Genomic DNA, 20,739 nt, shown 5'->3' with positions numbered 1-20,739 from the left:
CTGATCGCACCGATCGCCATGGACGAAGGTCTGCGCTTCGCTATTCGTGAAGGCGGTCGTACCGTCGGCGCGGGCGTTGTGGCCAAAATCCTCGATTAATAGACGCTAAAACGAAGATGGGCCGGCATGTCCGGCCCATTTTGCTGCGCGGGCCCGGCGACAAGTGAAGGGCCTGTGTAACGCCTTTTTCAAGAAGGCAAAAAAAGTACTTGCATGGCAGGGCGTCGGGCGCTACACCCCACCCCTCATGAATGCAAAAACGGCTTTAGGGGCGTAGCTCAGTTGGTAGAGCACCGGTCTCCAAAACCGGGTGCCGTGGGTTCGAGTCCCTCCGCCCCTGCCAAGCCGAGAGTAAAATTGACCGCGACGGCGGTGTGTAGTTAAAGTTTTGTAAAGCCTGCGCTTTTTATGAAATGAGCGCGGGCTTGTAGAGCAAAAAAAAGGGATGCATGATGGCGAAGACCACCCCGGGTGAATTTGTCCGCCAGGTGCGGCAGGAAGGTTCTAAAGTAACCTGGCCGACACCGCGTGAGGCGGGAATCACCTCCGTAATGGTATTTATCATGGTGGTGATCATGGCCGTATTTTTCCTGGGCGTCGACTTTTTGTTGAATGCAGGCGTGCAGTTCCTCTTGGGTCTCGGAGATTAATGTGAGCAAGTCTCGCTGGTATATTATTCACGCCTATTCGGGCTTTGAGAAAAAGGTTGCCGAGGCAATCAAGGAACAGGCTGTTCAGCAGGGGCTTGATGCTCTTGTTGACGAAGTCATTGTGCCGACCGAAGAGGTTATCGAAGTTCGCAAGGGCAAGAAGGTCTCGGCCGAAAAGAAATTCTTCCCCGGTTATGTGCTGATCAAAATGATCCTGACAGACGATACCTATCACCTCGCCAATGGTCATGCGAAGGTGACGGGTTTCCTCGGTCAGCAGGGCCGTCCGATGCCGATTACGGACGCCGAGGCTGCGCGTATTCTCAATCAGGTTGAGGAAGGTGTCGAGCGCCCACGGCCGAATATCGTGTTCGAGATCGGCGAAGAGGTGCGTGTTACCGATGGCCCGTTCACCAGTTTCAACGGCTTTGTTGAAGATGTGGATGAGGACAAGGCGCGCCTGAAGGTGTCTGTGTCGATCTTTGGTCGTGCAACGCCTGTTGAGCTGGAATATGCCCAGGTCGAAAAAGTTTCGTAAAGTTTTGGGGCGCTTGCCCCGAAAACCGTGTGGGAGGCTTGCCATTAGCCGGACCACGCACCCTTGGTCGGGAAACCGGCCTTAGTTGTCATTTGAAAGGGAAAGACAATGGCAAAAAAGATTGCTGGCTATCTGAAGCTTCAGGTGCCTGCTGGTCAAGCTAACCCGTCGCCGCCTATCGGCCCGGCTCTTGGTCAGCGTGGTGTGAACATCATGGAATTCTGTAAAGCGTTTAACGCGCAGACGCAGAAAATGGACGCGGGTATGCCTATCCCGACGATCCTGACTATTTATGCAGACAAGTCGTTCACTTTTGTGACGAAAACGCCGCCTGCAAGTTATTACCTGAAAAAAGCTGCCGGGAAAAAATCCGGTGGTGCAACGCCCGGCCGCGAAGTTGCTGCGACCGTGACCCGTGATCAGGTGCGTGAAATCGCGGAAGCGAAAATGGTCGATCTGAGTGCGAACGACATCGATGCAGCTATGCTGATCATCGAAGGTTCTGCGCGCTCGATGGGCTACAAGGTGGAGGGTTAATCCAATGGCTAAAACTGCAAAGCGTATGCAAAAAGCCTGGGACGGTCTTGACCGCGAAAAGCTCTACTCCGTTGAAGAGGCTGTAAAAGAACTGAAAGGCCGCTCGGCTACGAAGTTCGATGAGACAATTGAAGTTGCCATGAACCTTGGCGTTGACCCACGTCACGCTGACCAGATGGTTCGTGGTGTTGTTGCTCTGCCGCATGGTACAGGTAAATCTGTACGTGTTGCTGTTTTTGCTCGCGGCCCCAAGGCTGAAGAAGCAGAAAAAGCAGGCGCAGACGTTGTTGGTGCAGAAGACCTGATGGAAGCCATCCAGAAGGGCGAGATCAACTTCGAGCGTTGCATCGCGACACCGGACATGATGGCAGTTGTTGGCCGTCTCGGTAAGGTGCTTGGCCCCAAAGGCCTGATGCCGAACCCGAAGCTTGGTACCGTTACCATGGACGTCAAGGGTGCCGTTGAAGCAGCCAAGGCCGGTCAGGTTGAGTACCGCGTTGAGAAAGCCGGTATCGTGCACGGCGGCGTTGGCAAGGCCAGCTTCGACGAAGCCCAAATCATCGAGAACGCCAAAGCGTTCATTGGTGCGGTGATCAAAGCCAAGCCAACCGGTGCCAAGGGTACGTATGTCAAGAAAGTTGGCATGACGTCTTCGATGGGCCCAGGCCTGAAGATCGACGTTGCCACACTTGGCGGCGAATAAGACTATGCGAATTTGTGTCGGGTCTCGGCCCGGCACAGGCGCCCAGGCGGATGTTTTGCCTGAGCGGGAGTAACTGTCCGAGATTGCAGGTGCCTTGAAGTGGGTTTCTAGTAGTTGACCTTCAGGGTTTAAATTAGTGGTCGTCGCGGATCCACGGCCTGCATGAGACGGGGTTAAGGGAATTTTTCTCCTGACGGGTTTGCCCATCAGGATACCGCGGTTTCCTCGAAGGACTGGATGTAATCCGTCCTGCGAAGACTTAGGTAAAGCCCGCACCTCCGGACAGAGGAGAGTATCGGTAGTGGCATACGCCAGCCGGTACATGGCTCAAATGACGAAGGTTCATAGTTTGAAGTACGAACCTTCAAAGTCGGAGACGAGATAGTGGAAAGAGCCGAGAAGCAGGAACTGATTGCATCCCTGCATGACGTGTTCGCTGGCGCTGCCTCCGTCGTTGTAGTTCACTACGACGGCCTGTCAGTTGCTGAGATCACGGCATTGCGTTCGCAAATGCGCGAAGTGGGTGCATCGCTTAAGGTTACGAAAAACCGGCTGACTCGTCTTGCGCTGAAAGGCACTGAATACGAAGGCATTTCGGATCTGTTTACCGGTCCGACGGCTATCGGCTTCGCTGACGACCCAGTCGCAGCACCGAAGGCCCTTGCTGAATACGCCAAGAAAAACGAAAAACTTCGTCTTCTTGGTGGTGGCATGGGTTCAACGGTTCTGGATCAGGCTGGTGTTAAAGCTCTGGCTGAACTGCCGTCGCTCGACGAGCTTCGTGGCAAACTTGTGGGTCTCCTGCAAGCTCCTGCCCAGAAACTCGCGGCCGTTACGCAGGCTCCTGCGGGTCAATTGGCCCGTGTCTTCGGTGCTTACAGCAACAAAGACGCAGCTTAACGACATCCCGGGTGGCTATGCCTTTGGCGGCCGCCTGACACCTAACGCAATGATACATGCGGATCCTTTTTGAGATGGACCGCTTATTTGGAGTTTAAAGAAATGGCTGACCTTGCGAAGCTTGTTGACGATCTTTCGGCCCTGACCGTTCTGGAAGCTGCTGAGCTTTCCAAACTGCTGGAAGAAAAATGGGGCGTATCCGCCGCTGCACCGGTAGCTGTTGCTGCTGCTGCTGGCCCGGCTGCTGCTGCTGAAGAAGAAAAAGACGAGTTTGACGTTATTCTTGCTGCCGCTGGCGACAAGAAAATCAACGTCATTAAAGAAGTTCGTGCTATCACGGGCCTCGGTCTTAAAGAAGCAAAAGACCTTGTTGAAGGCGCTCCTAAGCCTGTTAAAGAAGGCGTTAGCAAAGCAGAAGCGGAAGAGCTTAAAGGCAAGCTCGAAGCTGCTGGTGCTAAAGTTGAGCTCAAGTAATTACTTGAGCCCAGGTATCCCGGGGTCGGGAGCGAAATTCGCTCCCGGCCTTTCGGCGTCCTAAGGGACCGGAGGACAGTTATTACCGGTCTGGTTTGGGTGAGACGCCCAAATGTTTTGGATTTTCAGGAGTTTAGGGTAAGGTCTGAACCCTAGGCTCTATTTTGGCAGCCGAGACGGTCCCGGTGTATCGCGGATCTCTCTGGCACAACTTAAGGAACGAGGGCGAAGCATGGCGACTTCATTTACCGGTCGTAAGCGCGTGCGCAAGGACTTTGGGCACATTTCCGAAGTGACGCAAATGCCAAACCTCATTGAGGTACAGCGGCGGTCCTATGACCAGTTCTTCAAGTCTGGCGCAACCGAAGAAGAGAGGCTGAGCTCCGGCCTTGAGAAGGTTCTGAAGTCGGTATTCCCGATTCAGGATTTTTCTGCAACTTCGTCGCTGGAATACGTAAAATACGAGCTTGAAGAGCCCAAGTATGACGTGGAAGAGTGCCAGCAACGCGACATGACCTATGCCGCACCGCTGCGGGTAACCTTGCGTCTGATCGTATTCGAAGTTGACCCGGAGACAGAAGCCAAGTCCGTCCTTGATATCAAGGAACAGGACGTCTACATGGGCGACCTGCCACTGATGACAGACAACGGTACGTTTGTGATCAACGGGACCGAACGGGTTATCGTTTCCCAGATGCACCGTTCGCCGGGCGTGTTTTTCGACCACGACAAGGGTAAAACCCATACGTCGGGTAAATTCCTGTTTGCGGCGCGTGTGATCCCTTACCGCGGCTCCTGGCTCGACTTCGAGTTTGATGCCAAGGACATTGTGAACGTACGGATTGACCGTCGGCGCAAGCTGCCGGCTACCACGCTCCTTTATGCGCTGGGTATGTCACCGGAAAACATCCTCCAGTATTTTTATAACGTCGTGAGCTTCCGCCGTGCTGATGGTGGCTGGCGCATGCCGTTTGTTGCTGAAGCGTGGCGCGGCCAGAAGCCTGAGTTTGATCTTGTCAACGCCGACACCGGTGAAGTTATCTCCGAAGCTGGCAAGAAGATCACACCGCGCCTCGCCAAAAGTCTCGAGAAGGCCGGCGTTGAAGGCGTACTGGTGCCGGAAGAGCTGATCATCGGCAAATATGCTGCTGAAGATATGATCAACGAAAAGACTGGCGCCATCTATGTGGAAGCCGGTGACGAGCTTACAGACGAAGCCGTTGAAGCGCTGTCCGCAGCAGGCTTTGACGAGATCCCTGTGCTTGAGATCGACGACGTGTCTGTTGGCCCTTATATCCGCAACACACTGAAAGCAGACAAGGTTGAGTGCCTCGATAGCGCGCTCGCTGAAATCTACAAAGTGATGCGCCCGGGCGAGCCGCCAACTAAGGAAACTGCCGAAGCGCTGTTCTATGGTTTGTTCTTCGATCCTGAGCGGTACGATCTTTCCGACGTTGGTCGTGTGAAGATGAACATGCGTCTGGGTGTAGAGTGTGACGATACCGTTGGTGTCCTGCGCCGCGAGGACATCCTTTCCACTGTCAAGACGCTGGTTGAGCTCAAAGACGGTCGCGGTGAAGTCGACGATATTGACCACCTTGGCAACCGCCGTGTTCGCTCTGTTGGCGAACTGATGGAAAATCAGTACCGCATTGGTCTGCTGCGTATGGAGCGTGCGATCCGGGAACGTATGTCGTCTGTCGACATCGATACCGTGATGCCGCATGACCTCATCAACGCCAAGCCGGCTGTGGCCGCTGTTCGCGAGTTCTTCGGTTCTTCGCAGCTTTCACAGTTTATGGACCAGACCAACCCGCTGTCCGAGATCACCCACAAACGCCGTATGTCAGCGCTCGGGCCTGGTGGCCTGACCCGTGAGCGTGCTGGCTTTGAGGTTCGTGACGTGCACCCGACCCACTATGGCCGGATCTGCCCGATCGAAACACCGGAAGGCCCGAACATCGGTCTGATCAACTCGCTTGCGACCTATGCGCAGGTTAACAAATACGGCTTTATCGAAAGCCCGTATCGCCGCGTTGTCGATGGCAAGGTGACAGACGAGGTAATCTACCTGTCTGCCATGGAAGAGCAGAAATATACCGTCGCGCAGGCGAACGCCGACCTGACGGAAGATGGCCGTTTTTCCAACGACCTTGTGTCCTGTCGTCAGGCTGGTGAGTTTATCATGTCGACACCGGAACACATTACACTGATGGACGTTTCGCCCAAGCAGCTTGTGTCTGTGGCTGCGTCGCTCATTCCGTTCCTTGAGAACGATGATGCGAACCGCGCACTCATGGGGTCGAACATGCAACGTCAGGCCGTGCCGCTCGTAAGGGCAGAGGCACCGTTTGTCGGTACCGGTATGGAAAAGATCGTTGCATCTGATAGTGGTGCGGCTATTGCGGCCCGACGGACTGGCGTGGTGGAGCAGGTGGATGCCACCCGTATCGTTATCCGCGCTACGGACGATGTGGACCCTGGGAAATCCGGCGTTGACATTTATACGTTGCAAAAGTTCCAGCGTTCCAACCAGAACACTTGCATCAACCAGCGCCCGCTGGTGAAGGTGGGTGACGAGATCCGCAAGGGCGACATTATCTGTGATGGTCCGTCGACGGAACTTGGCGAACTGGCACTTGGCCGGAATGCGCTTGTGGCCTTCATGCCCTGGAACGGTTACAACTTCGAGGATTCGATCCTGATCTCCGAGCGTATCGTGAAGGAAGACGTCTTTACGTCGATCCATATCGATGAGTTTGAAGTGATGGCCCGTGACACGAAACTGGGGCCTGAGGAGATCACACGCGATATTCCAAACGTGGGTGAAGAAGGCCTGAAAAACCTTGACGAAGCCGGTATTGTCTACATCGGCGCCGAGGTTCACCCTGGCGATATTCTCGTCGGCAAGATCACACCGAAGGGCGAAAGCCCGATGACACCGGAAGAAAAACTTCTGCGTGCCATCTTTGGTGAAAAAGCATCCGACGTGCGTGATACGTCGCTGCGTCTGCCGCCGGGCGTTGCCGGTACGGTCGTTGAGGTGCGGGTGTTCAACCGCCACGGTGTGGACAAGGACGAACGTGCGCTGACGATTGAGCGTGAGGAAATCGAACGCCTGACGAAAGACCGTGAAGATGAGCGCGTTATTCTTGAGCGCAACATCTATGGTCGTCTGCGTCCGCTTCTGGAAGGCCGTACGGTTACCGCCGGCACGAAGGATATGAAAAAAGGCACGAAGATCACCGAAGAAGGTCTGACAGAGATCAAGCGCATTCAGTGGTGGGATATCGCGGTCGATGACGATGCGGCCATGGCTGACATTGAAGCGCTGAGGAAGCAGTTCGATGAAAGCAAAGGCCAGCTTCAGCGTCGGTTCGACGAGAAGATCGAGAAACTCCAGCGCGGTGACGAATTGCCACCGGGCGTTCTCAAGATGGTCAAAGTCTTTGTTGCTGTGAAGCGCAAGCTTCAACCGGGCGACAAGATGGCTGGCCGTCACGGGAACAAGGGTGTGATTTCTCGTATTATGCCACAAGAAGACATGCCACACCTTGAAGACGGGACACCGGTTGACGTTGTGCTCAACCCGCTGGGTGTACCGTCGCGGATGAACGTGGGGCAGATTCTCGAGACACACCTTGGCTGGGCATCGCGTGGTCTGGGCCGTCAAATTGACGGCATGATCGAAGCCTATCGTCATGGCACTGGTGCGGTTGATGACTTCCGTGCGAAGTTCAAGGATATCTACGGTGACGCCCAGTATGAAACGGACGTGGCCGAGCTTTCTGACGAGCAGATCCTTGAGTTGGCCGGTAACCTGACAAGTGGTGTTCCGATGGGCACACCGGTGTTTGATGGTGCCGTCGAAGCCGATATCGTGACCATGCTTGAAAAAGCAGGCCTTGATAGCTCTGGTCAGGTGTATTTGTACGATGGCCGGACCGGCGAGCGTTTTGACCGTAAGGTGACAGTGGGTTACATCTATATGCTCAAACTGCACCACCTTGTGGACGACAAGATCCACGCACGTTCGATCGGCCCATACAGCCTCGTTACCCAGCAGCCGCTTGGTGGTAAGGCACAGTTCGGTGGTCAGCGCTTCGGTGAGATGGAGGTTTGGGCCCTGCAAGCGTACGGCGCAGCTTACACGCTTCAGGAGATGCTCACCGTCAAGTCGGATGACGTTCAGGGCCGGACCAAGGTCTATGAAGCCATCGTACGTGGTGACGACACATTTGAAGCGGGCATTCCGGAATCCTTCAACGTTCTCGTGAAGGAAATGCGGTCCCTCTGCCTCAATGTCGAGCTGATCACAGGTACGGAATAAGCCATTAGAGGCCGGGGCTTGCCCTCGGCCGCGCCTGCCTTGGAATAGTATAAAGGGGCGGGCTGAGTTTGGAAGGCGAAGCGGGGCCCCTTTGAGTAAAGAATTGCCCCGACAGCGAATTAAGAGAGACGCCGGACATGAACCAAGACGTGATGAAATACTTCAACCCGAGCCAGAAGCCGGAGACGTTTGATCAGATTCAGATCTCGATTGCGTCCCCGGAGCGGATTCGGTCCTGGTCTTTTGGTGAGATCAAAAAGCCGGAAACGATCAACTATCGGACTTTCAAGCCCGAGAAAGATGGTCTTTTCTGTGCGCGCATCTTCGGTCCTGTAAAGGATTACGAATGCCTTTGCGGCAAATACAAGCGGATGAAATATCGCGGCATTATCTGTGAGAAATGCGGCGTTGAAGTCACGCTTTCCAAAGTGCGCCGGGAGCGCATGGGTCATATCGACCTCGCCGCACCAGTCGCACATATCTGGTTCCTGAAATCATTGCCGAGCCGGATTGGTCTGCTGCTCGACATGACGCTCAAGGATCTCGAGCGCGTTCTGTATTTTGAATATTATGTGGTGATTGAGCCGGGCTTGACCCCGCTCAAGCAATTCCAGCTTCTCTCGGAAGAAGATTTCTACCGTGCGCAGGACGAATATGGCGAAGACAGCTTCACGGCTGGCATTGGCGCCGAAGCCATCCGCAAGCTACTGGAGAGCATCGACCTTGAAGGTGAGCAGGAAAAACTTCTGAAGGAACTGGCCGAGACGAAGTCAGAGCTGAAGCCGAAGAAGATTGTCAAGCGGCTCAAGGTTATTGAAGCCTTCCTCGAGAGCGGTAACCGCCCCGAGTGGATGATTTTGACCGTTGTACCGGTTATCCCGCCTGAGTTGCGCCCGCTGGTGCCGCTGGATGGTGGCCGGTTCGCGACCTCTGACCTCAATGACCTTTACCGTCGTGTGATCAACCGGAACAACCGTCTGAAACGCCTGATTGAACTGCGCGCGCCGGATATCATTATCCGGAACGAGAAGCGGATGCTGCAGGAAGCTGTGGATGCGCTGTTTGATAACGGTCGCCGTGGCCGCACCATTACCGGTGCGAACAAGCGTCCACTCAAATCGCTCTCCGACATGCTCAAGGGTAAGCAAGGCCGTTTCCGTCAAAACCTTCTCGGTAAGCGTGTTGACTATTCCGGCCGTTCGGTGATCGTTGTTGGTCCCGAGCTGAAACTGCACCAGTGTGGCCTGCCGAAGAAAATGGCGCTTGAGCTGTTCAAGCCGTTCATTTATTCGCGTCTCGACAAAAAAGGCATCGCGACCACGATCAAGGCCGCGAAGAAGCTGGTTGAAAAAGAACGCCGCGAAGTTTGGGATATCCTTGACGAGGTGATCCGCGAACACCCGGTCATGCTTAACCGTGCACCAACGCTTCACCGCCTTGGCATCCAGGCGTTTGAACCTGTGCTCATCGAAGGTAAGGCCATCCAGCTTCACCCGCTCGTTTGTGCCGCATTCAACGCTGACTTTGATGGTGACCAGATGGCGGTCCACGTACCGCTCTCGATTGAAGCGCAGCTTGAAGCACGCGTGCTGATGATGTCGACAAACAACATCCTCAGCCCTGCGAACGGCAAGCCGATCATCGTACCGTCACAGGATATCGTGCTGGGTCTTTATTACATGACCTCGATGCGTGAAGGTGATGCCGGTGAAGGCAAGGCCTTCTCCTGCATGGACGAGATCCAGTTTGCGCTCGACGGGAAATCCATCACGCTGCACACCAAGATCAATGCCCGCTTTGAGCTGATCAACGACAAGGGTGAACTTGAGGTCAAGCGTGTTGAAACCACACCGGGTCGTATGATTTTGGCGCAACACCTGCCGAAGCACCCCAAGGTGCCGTTCAGCCTGATCAACCGTCGCCTGACCAAGAAAGAAATTTCCGAGGTTATCGACGTGGTGTACCGTCACTGTGGTCAGAAAACGACGGTTCTGTTTGCTGATGGTATCATGGGCGAAGGGTTCCGCCGTGCCTGTGCCGCCGGTATCTCCTTCGGTAAAGATGACATGATCATTCCGGACGCGAAAGAGAAGCTGGTCGAAGATACCCGTTCGCTCGTGAAAGAATACGAGGAACAGTATCAGGATGGTCTCATCACGCAGGGCGAGAAATACAACAAGGTTGTCGACGCCTGGGCGCAGTGTACCGACAAAGTGGCTGACGCCATGATGAAAGAGATGGAGCGCACCACGACCGACGAAAACGGCCGTGAGAGCAATATCAACTCGGTATTCATGATGGCGCATTCGGGCGCACGGGGTAGTGCTGCACAGATGAAACAGCTTGCCGGTATGCGGGGCCTGATGGCCAAGCCGTCGGGTGAGATCATTGAGACACCGATTATCTCCAACTTTAAAGAGGGTCTGTCGGTTCTTGAGTACTTCAACTCCTCGCACGGTGCGCGTAAAGGCCTTGCCGATACGGCACTCAAGACCGCGAACTCCGGTTACCTGACACGTCGTCTTGTCGACGTCAGCCAGGACTGTGTGGTCGTGGAAGAGGATTGCGGTACCGAAAACGGTATCACGATCACCGAGGTGTCCGAAGGCGGCGACGTTCTTGTGCCTTTGTCTGAGCGTATCCTTGGTCGTTGCCTCTCTGTCGACGTCAAGCATCCGGTAACCGGCGACTTGTTGTTCCCTGCTGGTGAACTGCTGGACGAAGTCAAGTCTGACGCGATTGAGACCGCAGGCCTTGCGGAAGTGAAGATCCGTTCCGTTCTGACATGTGAGACCAAGGGTGGCACATGCGGCAAGTGTTACGGCCGTGACCTTGCCCGCGGTACGCCGGTCAACATGGGTGAAGCGGTTGGTGTTATCGCGGCTCAGTCCATTGGTGAGCCGGGTACACAGCTGACGATGCGGACGTTCCACATTGGTGGTGCGGCGACAGTGAACGCGGAATCGACTGTGGAATCATCCGCAGACGGTAAAGTGAAGATCGAAAACCGCAACGTGATCGAAGACAGCCGTGGCCGTAAGGTCGTAATGAGCCGTAACCTTGAAGTCATCATCGTTGACGATGAAGGCCGAGAGCGCGCGAAACACCGTCTGGCCTATGGTTCGCACCTCTTCAAGGATGAGGGCGATAGCGTTGTCAAAGGTGAGAAGCTCGCCGAGTGGGATGCTTACACTATTCCGATCATTACCGAACAGTCGGGTATCGTGCGTCTTGTTGACCTCGTGGAAGGGACTTCCGTGAAAGAGGTTGTCGACGAAGGCACAGGTATTGCGTCCAAGGTTGTGACCGACTGGCGTAGCGCACCAAAAGGCGCAGACCTCCGCCCTCGCATCACCCTGCGTGATGAGAGCGACGAGGTTGTTGAACTCGCCAACGGTACAGAGGCGCGTTACTTCCTCTCTGTTGATGCCATTCTGTCGGTTGAAGACGGCAAGCGGGTTTCGGCCGGTGACGTGATCGCCCGTATCCCGCGGGAAGCGGCGAAAACCAAAGACATTACCGGTGGTCTGCCTCGTGTGGCTGAGCTTTTCGAAGCCCGCCGCCCGAAAGATCACGCTGTCATCGCTGACATCGACGGTATTGTCGAGTTTGGCCGCGACTATAAAAACAAGCGCCGCATCACCATTCGCCCGCGTGAGGACGACGGCGAGCCGGTTGAATATCTGGTACCAAAGGGCAAGCACATTGCCGTACAGGAAGGCGACTTCATCCAGAAGGGTGAGTACCTGATCGACGGCAACCCGGCCCCGCACGATATTCTGCAGGTTATGGGCGTTGAAGCGCTTGCGAACTATCTGGTGAAAGAAGTGCAGGACGTTTACCGCCTGCAGGGTGTGAAGATCAACGATAAGCACATTGAGGTGATTGTTCGCCAGATGCTGCAGAAAATCGAGATCACGTCTTCGGGCGACAGCACCATGCTTCTTGGTGAGCAGGTTGACCGTGAGGAATTCGAGGAAGCAAACGCAAAACTCGAAGCTCAGGGCAGGTTGCCGGCCAAAGGTCACCCGATCCTTCTGGGTATCACCAAGGCAAGCCTGCAAACCCGCAGCTTCATCTCGGCCGCGTCGTTCCAGGAAACGACCCGCGTGCTGACCGAAGCATCGGTTGCAGGCAAGAAAGACAAACTCGTTGGCCTGAAGGAAAACGTGATTGTCGGTCGCCTTATCCCGGCGGGTACAGGGTCGGTTGTTAACCGTTTGCGTCATGAAGCGCAGGCGCGCGACAAAGTGGCTGCTGATGCCCAGGCCGAGCTTGATGACCCAATGGCCACAGCCGAAGCAGAATTCGCTGCAGCAACCAATGTGGAAGCTGCACCAGAATAGGCTGCCAAGCTTAAACCTAAGAGACCTGAAAGAGGGCTCGCCAGACGGCGGGCCCTTTTTTCGTTTGTTGGTATTTTGCACGTCATGGGGACTTGGCAAGCTGCATCACTTGTGCTTAGTGGAAAAAAAGGGGGGGCATATGCCGCGTATTCTGCACAGTCAGATCAGCCATTTGGTTCTTCTTGCCGTCTTTGCAGCCATTTTGATGTTAAGGGGGTTAGGGGACAGCAGTATCGGCTATCCCGACGCAGACCGCATCCTGATGGACGGGGTATTCCTGCGTGACACCATGGTTGATATGCCGCTGTCGGACCCTTGGGGGTACGCACAGGCGTACTTTGCGCAGTATCCTGCCTTGAGTATCGGATACAGGCCGCCATTTTTCCCTTTTGTTGAAGGGGTTTTCAACCTCGTCTTTGGCGTGAATACGTGGTCCAGCCGGCTCGCGCTCTTTAGTTTTGTTTTGATGGGCATTGTGTGCTGGTACAAGATGGTGCACCGGTTGGCGGGCACGCCCACGGCTTTTGCATCGGCTGCCTTGTGGCTGAGCACGCCGTTTCTCGCGCAGTGGGCGTGGTACACAATGGCTGAACTCGCTGTGCTGTCGGCGGTGCTGTGCGCGGTCTATTTCCTTGTGCGCTGGCTGGAGGGGCAAGAGCCCCGCGACGCGGTTTTCCTCGCGCTGGCTATCGGTATCGCGGCATGGACCAAACAAACCGCGGCTTTTCTCGTGCTCACCACACTGTTGGCCCTTATCGCCAGAAAGCGTTTCGGTTGGGCAATTCGGCAGCCGGTTCACTATGGCGCTGGTCTGCTGCTTATCGTCATCATTGCGCCCCTTGCGGTGATGACGATCGCGTTCGGCGACCAGAACATACATCAGTCCGTGGGTGACGGCACAAGTGAAACGCTGTCCCGCCTGAGTGCCGAAAACTGGTTGATACACATCAACACTCTTGTACGTGACCATCTGACCGTTCCTTTTCTGGTGTTGGCGCTTGCGGGTTTTGTCATATCTGTGCGAAAAAAAGATACGGCCCTGTGGTTGCCGTTGCTGGTGATCCTTTCGGTCTATGTATTTTTCAGCCTGCTCTTGGGCAAAAACACACGATACCCGATTTTTTGGATACCCTTCTGGGCCATGGTTGCCGCCTTGCCGCTGAAGGTTTGGGGCATACGGTCGACAGCGGGCAGGCTCTATGCCGGTGCACTGGCATGCACGGTGGCTTATCAGGCTGGCGCTACCTTCATGAAGGCGCCACTGTATGCAACTGGTTACAACATCGCGGCACGTGAGGCTGTGACAGCTGCCGGTGACCGGTCGATCTTTGTTGACGCCTATAATAACGGGTATTTCACCTATTTTGCCCGGCAGGCAGATAGCGCGCGGCAGAGCTATATCCTGAGGGGGGACAAGCTTCTATCCTCGTCATCCATCGTGAGCAGTCACTGGCTGGAGGTTCATGCACGGTCGGAAGAAGATATTTTGAAGATTTTCGATGAATTGGCCGTTGCTGCCATTGTGGTCGAATCCCGCAATTATACCGAACTTGGCATCCATGACACACTGCGGCAGCTTCTGAAGGACAACACACGGTTTGAACATATCCGCAGCATACCGGTGCGTAGTAACCGTACCATGAGTTCCGCACCTGGGAACCCGAGGTTTGAAGACATAACACTTGAGCTATATCGCTACCGGCATGCGCGCACAGAGATCACTGGTGACATAAGGTTGCGCTTGCCCGTGGTGGGCAAGACCGTTGTAAAAAAGCCGGAGGGTGAACGTGAAGGCGACAATTGAGGCGCTTGCGGGCAACTTTCTCGCGTGGGCACGTATACCATGGGTCAGGCGCGTTGCCATGGTGTTGGCAACGGGGCTTTTTGTCGCCGGTTTTTATGTCTCCGCGCAGCAGGTTGAAGGCGATATCACGGTACAGTCATGGGCAGCGCTGATTGCGGTTTGCCTGTGCGTGGTGCCTGCGCTGATTGCGCTGAACGGCATGGAAATGAAGCTGGCTGCGGCAATGGTCGGTGTTCCAATGACATTCTGGCGCGCGCTTGGCATCAGCGTGCAAGCGAGTGCCGCAAATCTTTTACCGTTGCCAGCCGGACCAATGTTGCGGGCCGGGGCGGTGATGGGCGGCGGCGCTTCGCTTTCCCAGGGTGGGCTATCGGTGCTGCTGCCTGCGTTCCTTTGGCTGGCGATAGGCCTGTTGATTTCGGCCGCCGCAGGCTTTGTTCTTGGCGCCATGGAAGCTGCTTTGGTTCTTTTCCTGATGGGGGCGGCCATAACGGCTCTGGTCGTACTGGTCGCAAGCCGTAGCAGAGTGGCGAGGCCTGCCTTTGCAGGGCTCTTTGCGGTTAAAGTGTTGACAGCCCTCCTTGATGCGCTGGCGCTATATCTTCTCTTTCAGGTCATTGGCGTGGCTGCGAGTGCCGTTCAAACGGGCATGCTGGCAGCCAGCGCGCCGCTGGGTGCTGCGGTTGCTGTTGTGCCGAGCGGCCTTGGGGTCCGCGAACTGGCCGCATCGGGCCTCGGGGTTATGGCAGGCCTCTCCGCCGCATCGGCTTTTCTGGTGCCGTCATTGCTGCGCCTTATTTTTCTTGGGGTATTGGTGCCGTTGTCGCTTTTGTTCGCGCTTCTCAAACCCCGTTCCTGAGGCTATGGAGGCAAGCTTTTGTTGCGCTGCCGACCTCACCGGCGCCGATCACAAGTGACGGTGCCACTGCTTCAAGTCTGCCTGCCTGCCATCTTTCCCGGGCTTCCCTGATAGCAGCCGCGAGTGCTTCCGGGTCTTCTGCGGGGACACAGGTGAGGCCATCTGCCGGGTGAAGCGAAAAAGTATCCATAGCGTCGGATTGTCTGGTGATGACAGGCAGGCCGCATGCCAGCATCTGATAAACTTTATTGGGAATGACCCTGCCTGCTTTTTCACCTGCTGAGAATATGCCAAGCCCAATATGGAAGCTGGAGATAAAGGCAGGTAACTGCTCATAGTCTACCCACTTCAGCCATTGCAGGTTTGGCGGGCCGTTGTCTTTGATCCAGCTTTCCGTGGCGCCGGCTGTTTGGCCTGTGCCGACCAGTGTTATTTCTATTGCGCTGTCTTGCAGGCGTTTTGACGCCTCCAGTATAGTCGGAATGCCGTGCAAGGGGATGAACTTGCCGTAAAAAAGGACGCGGAAGATCTCTTCCTCGTTAGGTTTGTCTTTGGCGCGCGCGGGTGCGACCGAGCGGAACATAGCTTCTGCGCCCACAGGGATAGCGGCGAACTTCTCCCGCGTTATGTGAAAGGTCGCTGCGAAAAAACTGGCGTGTGCCGGTGTGTCCAGGATCGTTAGGTTTGCGAAGCGGCAGGCCATGCGGTCGGCAAAAAAGCATAAACGACCCGCCAGGCTGTGTGGGCCGGCGAGACGCCGGTCAGTAACCACCGTGTCATAGGCCGAAATGAAAGCATCCCACACCAGCGGTTTGCGCCTGAGGGAGCTAACCGCTCTGGCAAACCAGATGTCTGCATGACCAGGATAACTGACAAGTACAAGATCGTGGCGCGGCAGGCTCAGGTAACGCACAGATAAAACCAGCATGGCCCATAGCCAACGAGCCGCCAGCCCGACCATGGCCAGCTTACCAGTTTTTGCCCTGTCGGTTGCATTGGACCATATGGATTGGTGGCAATAGGTGATGGTGACGCCGGCCTCCATGAGGCCTTCAAGCATGATACGGATGCGGGCGTTGCAAAGATCAGCTGTGCCAAAAAGCACAATGTGCAAGGGCTGGTTATTCTCTCCGGTCATTGTTCTGAAGCTCGATCCGGCGAACACGTTCCAGCGTTTCTTCGATCAGTTGCCGGTTGCGGCCGACAAGGTCGGCGACGAGAGCCGCGATCAGCGTGGTGAACCCCATCATGAGCAATACGCCGCCAAGGATAAGGGACTGTATCATGCCGCTGCCGTCACCGATAATATAGGCCACCAGAAAACGAAGGATCGGCAGAATGCCTATGAAGGCGAGGGTCAGGCCGATATAAAAGAAGAAACGCAGGGGTTTGAACATGGCGTACATGCGCATCATGGTGGTGAGCTGTGCCTGAATAAACCCGCGCATGGATTTAAACAGGCGGGACGGCCGTTCGACCTGTTTGGTGCGTACGGGAACAGACAGCACGTTCATCTTTTTCATCCCTGCCTGAATGAGTGTCTCAACGGTATAGCTGTAGCTTGATACAATATTGAGGCGGATGGCTGCATCACGGCGGATGGCGCGAAAGCCACTTACCGCATCGGGAACGTCTGTTCCCGACAATGCCCTGACCACACCGCTGCCGAGACGTTGAAGCTTCTTCTTGATCGGGGAGAAATGCTGGATCTGGTCTGTTTGCCGGTCGCCGACGACGATATCTGCGTTGTGATCGAGAATCGGCCGCACAAGGGCAGGGATATCGCCGCCGTTATACTGATTATCGGCATCAGTATTCACAATGATGTCAGCACCCAGATGAAGGGCATGCTCCACACCGGTTGCGAAGGCTCGGGCCAGCCCCATATTGTGGTTGTGGGCCACGACGTGATGCACGCCAGCTGCCCGGGCGACTTCCTGTGTGCGGTCGCTTGAACCGTCATCAATGACCAGTATCTCGATGGTATCGACTCCATCGATGGCTTTTGGCAGGTCTGCAACTGTTTCAGCGAGGGTTTCTTCCTCATTGAAACAGGGAATCTGAATGATCAACTTCATAAAAGCCCCTATCCTCACGTTGCGCCACCCTATACCAGTGGCAGGTGGCGCGGCAAGCTTGCTCGTGGTATAGCTTGGCATAATACCGAAAGTGGACCTTGGGCTTATGTTATAAAGACTATTTCTGGCGTCCGGAGCATTCGAATTCCCGGTACGGCACAAATTGTGACAATGCCCCTTTTTTCATTGACGCAGAGCCAGTTTCGGTATAGTAAGCGCACCTCGCCGGAGCTCAGGTGGTGGCCAAAACAGGCCAGACGCTGGGGTTTTCTGGCCTAGAGAAGACATTGAAAATTTCCCGGATGGCCTCGTCGGAGCCTAACAGCCCCGATGCAGGCGGTTTTGCTGCATGTGTGGTAGGTCGTCCGAGTGATGGTGACAGAGAAAAACGGCAAGGAACAAAGATGCCTACCATTAACCAGCTAGTGCGGAAGCCGCGCAAAGCGAAGCCGATCCACAATAAAGTGCCGGCGCTTGAAGCATGTCCGCAAAAACGCGGTGTATGTACCCGTGTTTATACAACGACTCCAAAGAAGCCTAACTCGGCTCTTCGTAAGGTTGCCCGTGTGCGCCTCTCGAACGGCTTTGAAGTTACGAGCTACATCCCTGGTGAAGGCCACAACCTGCAGGAGCACTCTGTGGTGCTTATCCGCGGCGGCCGGGTAAAAGATTTGCCGGGTGTTCGTTATCACACGCTGCGCGGTGTGCTTGACACACAAGGCGTTGCAGATCGTCGCCAGAGCCGTTCGAAATACGGCACGAAGCGTCCGAAGTAAGATTAGAGAAGGAATACCGCTATGTCTCGTCGTCATAGAGCAGAAAAACGCGACGTCCTGCCTGATCCGAAGTTCGGTGACGTGGTACTGACGAAATTCATGAACAGCCTGATGTTTGACGGTAAAAAATCCGTCGCTGAACGCATCGTATACGGTGCCCTCGACAAGATGGAAGAGCGGGCGAAAACCGAAGCTCTTGGTCTTTTCCATGAGGCGCTTGATAATGTGAAGCCAGCCATTGAGGTTCGTTCCCGCCGTGTTGGTGGTGCAACGTATCAGGTGCCGGTTGAAGTTCGCACCGAGCGGGCTCAGGCTCTTGCTATTCGTTGGCTGATTATCGCGGCCCGCAAACGCAACGAAACCACGATGGTTGACCGTCTCTCCGGCGAACTGCTGGATGCGGCGAACAACCGCGGTGCTGCCGTCAAGAAGCGTGAAGACACGCACAAGATGGCTGAGGCTAACAAAGCCTTCTCGCACTATCGTTGGTAATTTGTATCTAAGTTGAGGAACCAGTTCCATGGCACGCAGAACGCCACTTAATCGTTACCGTAACATTGGCATCATGGCTCACATTGATGCTGGTAAAACGACCACGACCGAACGTATTCTTTATTACACAGGCCGTAGCCACAAGATCGGCGAAGTGCACGATGGCGGCGCTACCATGGACTGGATGGAGCAAGAGCAGGAGCGGGGCATTACGATTACCTCTGCTGCGACGACTTGCTTCTGGAAGGATCACCGGATCAACATCATCGATACCCCGGGCCACGTTGACTTCACCATTGAAGTTGAGCGTTCGCTTCGTGTTCTTGATGGTGCTGTTGCTGTATTTGACTCGGTTGCCGGTGTTGAGCCGCAGTCCGAGACCGTATGGCGTCAGGCCGACAAATACAAAGTTCCACGCATGTGTTTCGTCAACAAGATGGACCGCATGGGCGCGAACTTCGAGCGTTGCGTTGACATGATCCGTAATCGTCTCGGTGCTAACGCGCTTGTTCTTCAGTTGCCAATCGGCGCCGAGAGCGAGTACGAAGGCCTGATCGACCTGATCGAGTTCAAGGAAGTGCTCTGGAAAGGTGAAGACCTTGGCGCTTCTTATGAATACGTTGATATCCGCGATGACCTCAAGGATGCGGCAGATGCTGCTCGTCTCGAGATGATCGAGACGGCTGTTGAGGCTGACGAAGCCTTGATGGAAAAATACCTCGAAGGTGAAGAGCTGACGACGGAAGAACTCAAGGGCGCTATCCGCAAGGGTACAAACAAAGGTCTCTTCGTCCCTGTTCTCAACGGTACAGCGTTCAAGAACAAAGGTGTTCAGCCACTTCTTGATGCCGTGGTGGAGTTCATGCCGGCGCCGACCGATGTGGAAGCGATCCGCGGTGTTGATGCAAACGACCCTGAGAAAGAAATCCTTCGTAAGTCTTCGGACGAAGAGCCTTTCTCTGCGCTGGCGTTCAAGATCATGAACGACCCGTTTGTTGGTACACTGACATTCTGCCGCATCTACTCTGGCGTTCTCGAGACTGGTACACAGGTGATGAACTCTGTGAAGCAGCGTAAAGAGAAAGTTGGCCGGATGCTTGAGATGCACGCCAACAGCCGTGAAGACCTCAAAGAAGCACGTGCGGGCGACATCGTTGCTCTCGCCGGCCTCAAGAACACCACAACGGGCGATACGCTCTGTGCCAACAACAGCCAGGTTATCCTGGAGCGCATGGAATTCCCTGATCCGGTGATCGAGGTTGCTGTCGAGCCGAAAACCAAAGTCGACCAGGAGAAGATGGGTATCGCCCTCAACCGCCTGGCTGCTGAAGATCCTTCTTTCCGCGTGTCTTCTGATGAAGAATCCGGTCAGACTGTGATCGCCGGTATGGGCGAGCTGCACCTTGACATTCTTGTTGACCGCATGAAGCGTGAATTCAAGGTTGAGTGTAACGTGGGCGCGCCTCAGGTTGCGTACCGCGAGAGCTTTGCCCGCGAAGTTGAAATTGACTACACGCACAAGAAACAGTCCGGTGGTTCCGGTCAGTTTGGTCGCGTGAAGATGGTTGTTACCCCTGGTGAACGCGGTACAGGTATCGAGTTCAAGGACGAGATCAAGGGCGGTAACATCCCTCGTGAATACATCCCAGGTGTGGAAAAAGGGATCAAGGACGTGGCTGAGAGCGGTGCTCTCATCGGCTTCCCGATCATCGATTTCTCCGTACGCCTGATCGATGGTGCATACCACGACGTTGACTCCAGCGTTCTCGCGTTTGAGATCGCAGGTCGTGGTGCTCTGCGCGAAGCAGCTTCCAAGGCTGGCATCAAGCTCCTTGAGCCTGTGATGAAGGTCGAAGTTGTGACGCCAGATGAGTATATGGGTGACGTAATCGGTGACCTTAACAAGCGCCGTGGTCAGATTCAGGGGTCTGAGACCCGTGGTCCGGCAACGGTTATCAACGCAATGGTGCCGCTGGCGAACATGTTCGGCTATGTGAACGAGCTCCGCTCTTTCTCACAGGGTCGTGCGCAGTTCTCCATGCAGTTTGACCATTACGCTGAAGTACCTGCGAACGTGGCTGAGGAAATCAAAACCAAGCTCGCTGGTTAAAACATAAACAAGAAAAACCAATGCTATGGATCCCTTGGCAAACAAGGGCCGATAGAAAGGTAGTACAATGGCAAAAGCAAAATTTGAACGGAACAAGCCGCACTGCAACGTTGGTACTATTGGTCACGTTGACCATGGTAAG

Annotated in this window: 15 protein-coding genes, 1 tRNA gene and 1 pseudogene; 15 read left to right on the top strand and 2 right to left on the bottom strand. The window is 55.0% G+C overall.

The genetic code is table 11. From position 1 onward, the window contains the following. The 12 genes and pseudogenes from ACN0VM_RS16850 to ACN0VM_RS16795 all read left to right on the top strand — a co-directional run. Window positions 1–99: pseudogene (locus ACN0VM_RS16850) on the top strand (elongation factor Tu); the annotation flags it as partial. Window positions 100–267: 168 nt separating this feature from the next. After that, a tRNA-Trp gene (locus ACN0VM_RS16845) sits at window positions 268–343 on the top strand. Window positions 344–452: 109 nt separating this feature from the next. Continuing rightward, window positions 453–650, top strand: coding sequence for a preprotein translocase subunit SecE (secE, locus tag ACN0VM_RS16840; protein ID WP_394805369.1), 198 nt, complete (start codon window positions 453–455; stop codon window positions 648–650). 1 nt (window position 651) lies between these two features. Continuing rightward, a complete protein-coding gene (gene nusG, locus ACN0VM_RS16835; RefSeq protein ID WP_417452059.1) occupies window positions 652–1,188 on the top strand; it encodes a transcription termination/antitermination protein NusG in 537 nt (178 codons plus the stop codon). Window positions 1,189–1,296: 108 nt separating this feature from the next. Continuing rightward, complete coding sequence (gene rplK / locus ACN0VM_RS16830; protein WP_262689432.1) at window positions 1,297–1,725, top strand: 50S ribosomal protein L11; 429 nt, start codon at window positions 1,297–1,299, stop codon at window positions 1,723–1,725. 4 nt (window positions 1,726–1,729) lie between these two features. Continuing rightward, a complete protein-coding gene (rplA, locus tag ACN0VM_RS16825; protein ID WP_417452058.1) occupies window positions 1,730–2,428 on the top strand; it encodes a 50S ribosomal protein L1 in 699 nt (232 codons plus the stop codon). Window positions 2,429–2,812: 384 nt separating this feature from the next. After that, on the top strand, window positions 2,813–3,328 hold the full coding sequence (gene rplJ / locus ACN0VM_RS16820) for a 50S ribosomal protein L10 (RefSeq protein ID WP_417452057.1): 516 nt from the start codon (window positions 2,813–2,815) through the stop codon (window positions 3,326–3,328). Between the two features lie 102 nt (window positions 3,329–3,430). Beyond that, window positions 3,431–3,802 (top strand): 50S ribosomal protein L7/L12, encoded by a 372-nt coding sequence (rplL, locus tag ACN0VM_RS16815; RefSeq protein ID WP_417452060.1) that lies wholly within the window; start codon window positions 3,431–3,433, stop codon window positions 3,800–3,802. A 232-nt stretch (window positions 3,803–4,034) separates the two neighbouring features. Beyond that, the gene (rpoB, locus tag ACN0VM_RS16810) at window positions 4,035–8,132 is read left to right on the top strand and encodes a DNA-directed RNA polymerase subunit beta (RefSeq protein WP_417452056.1); all 4,098 of its coding nucleotides are present in this window, start codon (window positions 4,035–4,037) and stop codon (window positions 8,130–8,132) included. Between the two features lie 137 nt (window positions 8,133–8,269). Next, window positions 8,270–12,478 carry a DNA-directed RNA polymerase subunit beta' gene (gene rpoC / locus ACN0VM_RS16805; RefSeq protein WP_417452055.1) on the top strand — a complete coding sequence of 1,403 codons (4,209 nt, stop codon included), beginning with the start codon at window positions 8,270–8,272 and terminating at the stop codon, window positions 12,476–12,478. A gap of 139 nt (window positions 12,479–12,617) precedes the next feature. Beyond that, entirely contained in the window at window positions 12,618–14,282 is a 1,665-nt protein-coding gene (locus tag ACN0VM_RS16800; protein WP_417452054.1) for an ArnT family glycosyltransferase, read from the top strand. Then, the gene (locus tag ACN0VM_RS16795; protein WP_417452053.1) at window positions 14,266–15,141 is read left to right on the top strand and encodes a hypothetical protein; all 876 of its coding nucleotides are present in this window, start codon (window positions 14,266–14,268) and stop codon (window positions 15,139–15,141) included. The genes ACN0VM_RS16800 and ACN0VM_RS16795 overlap by 17 nt, the downstream gene beginning before the upstream one ends. Here ACN0VM_RS16795 and ACN0VM_RS16790 read toward each other — a convergent pair. Continuing rightward, window positions 15,125–16,279, bottom strand: a complete 1,155-nt coding sequence (locus ACN0VM_RS16790) for a glycosyltransferase (protein WP_417452052.1) — start codon at window positions 16,277–16,279, stop codon at window positions 15,125–15,127. The genes ACN0VM_RS16795 and ACN0VM_RS16790 overlap by 17 nt on opposite strands. Beyond that, entirely contained in the window at window positions 16,263–17,219 is a 957-nt protein-coding gene (locus ACN0VM_RS16785; RefSeq protein ID WP_417452051.1) for a glycosyltransferase, read from the bottom strand. Before ACN0VM_RS16785 ends, ACN0VM_RS16790 begins: the two co-directional genes overlap by 17 nt. 404 nt (window positions 17,220–17,623) lie before the next feature. Here ACN0VM_RS16785 and rpsL point away from each other — a divergent pair, with 404 nt between their 5' ends. Genes rpsL through fusA form a run of 3 tightly spaced genes read left to right on the top strand, consistent with a single transcriptional unit; the run spans window position 17,624 to window position 20,597 of the window. Next, window positions 17,624–17,995 carry a 30S ribosomal protein S12 gene (gene rpsL / locus ACN0VM_RS16780; RefSeq protein WP_262689435.1) on the top strand — a complete coding sequence of 124 codons (372 nt, stop codon included), beginning with the start codon at window positions 17,624–17,626 and terminating at the stop codon, window positions 17,993–17,995. A gap of 21 nt (window positions 17,996–18,016) precedes the next feature. Then, on the top strand, window positions 18,017–18,487 hold the full coding sequence (gene rpsG, locus ACN0VM_RS16775; protein ID WP_417452050.1) for a 30S ribosomal protein S7: 471 nt from the start codon (window positions 18,017–18,019) through the stop codon (window positions 18,485–18,487). 28 nt (window positions 18,488–18,515) lie between these two features. Continuing rightward, complete coding sequence (fusA, locus tag ACN0VM_RS16770) at window positions 18,516–20,597, top strand: elongation factor G (RefSeq protein ID WP_417452049.1); 2,082 nt, start codon at window positions 18,516–18,518, stop codon at window positions 20,595–20,597. The last annotated feature ends 142 nt before the right edge of the window (window positions 20,598–20,739 follow it).

Source organism: Kordiimonas sp. (assembly GCF_048260245.1).
GTDB lineage: Bacteria > Pseudomonadota > Alphaproteobacteria > Sphingomonadales > Kordiimonadaceae > Kordiimonas.
The sequence above is the reverse complement of the archived record's forward strand: the minus strand, read 5'-3'. Positions and strand labels throughout refer to the sequence as shown.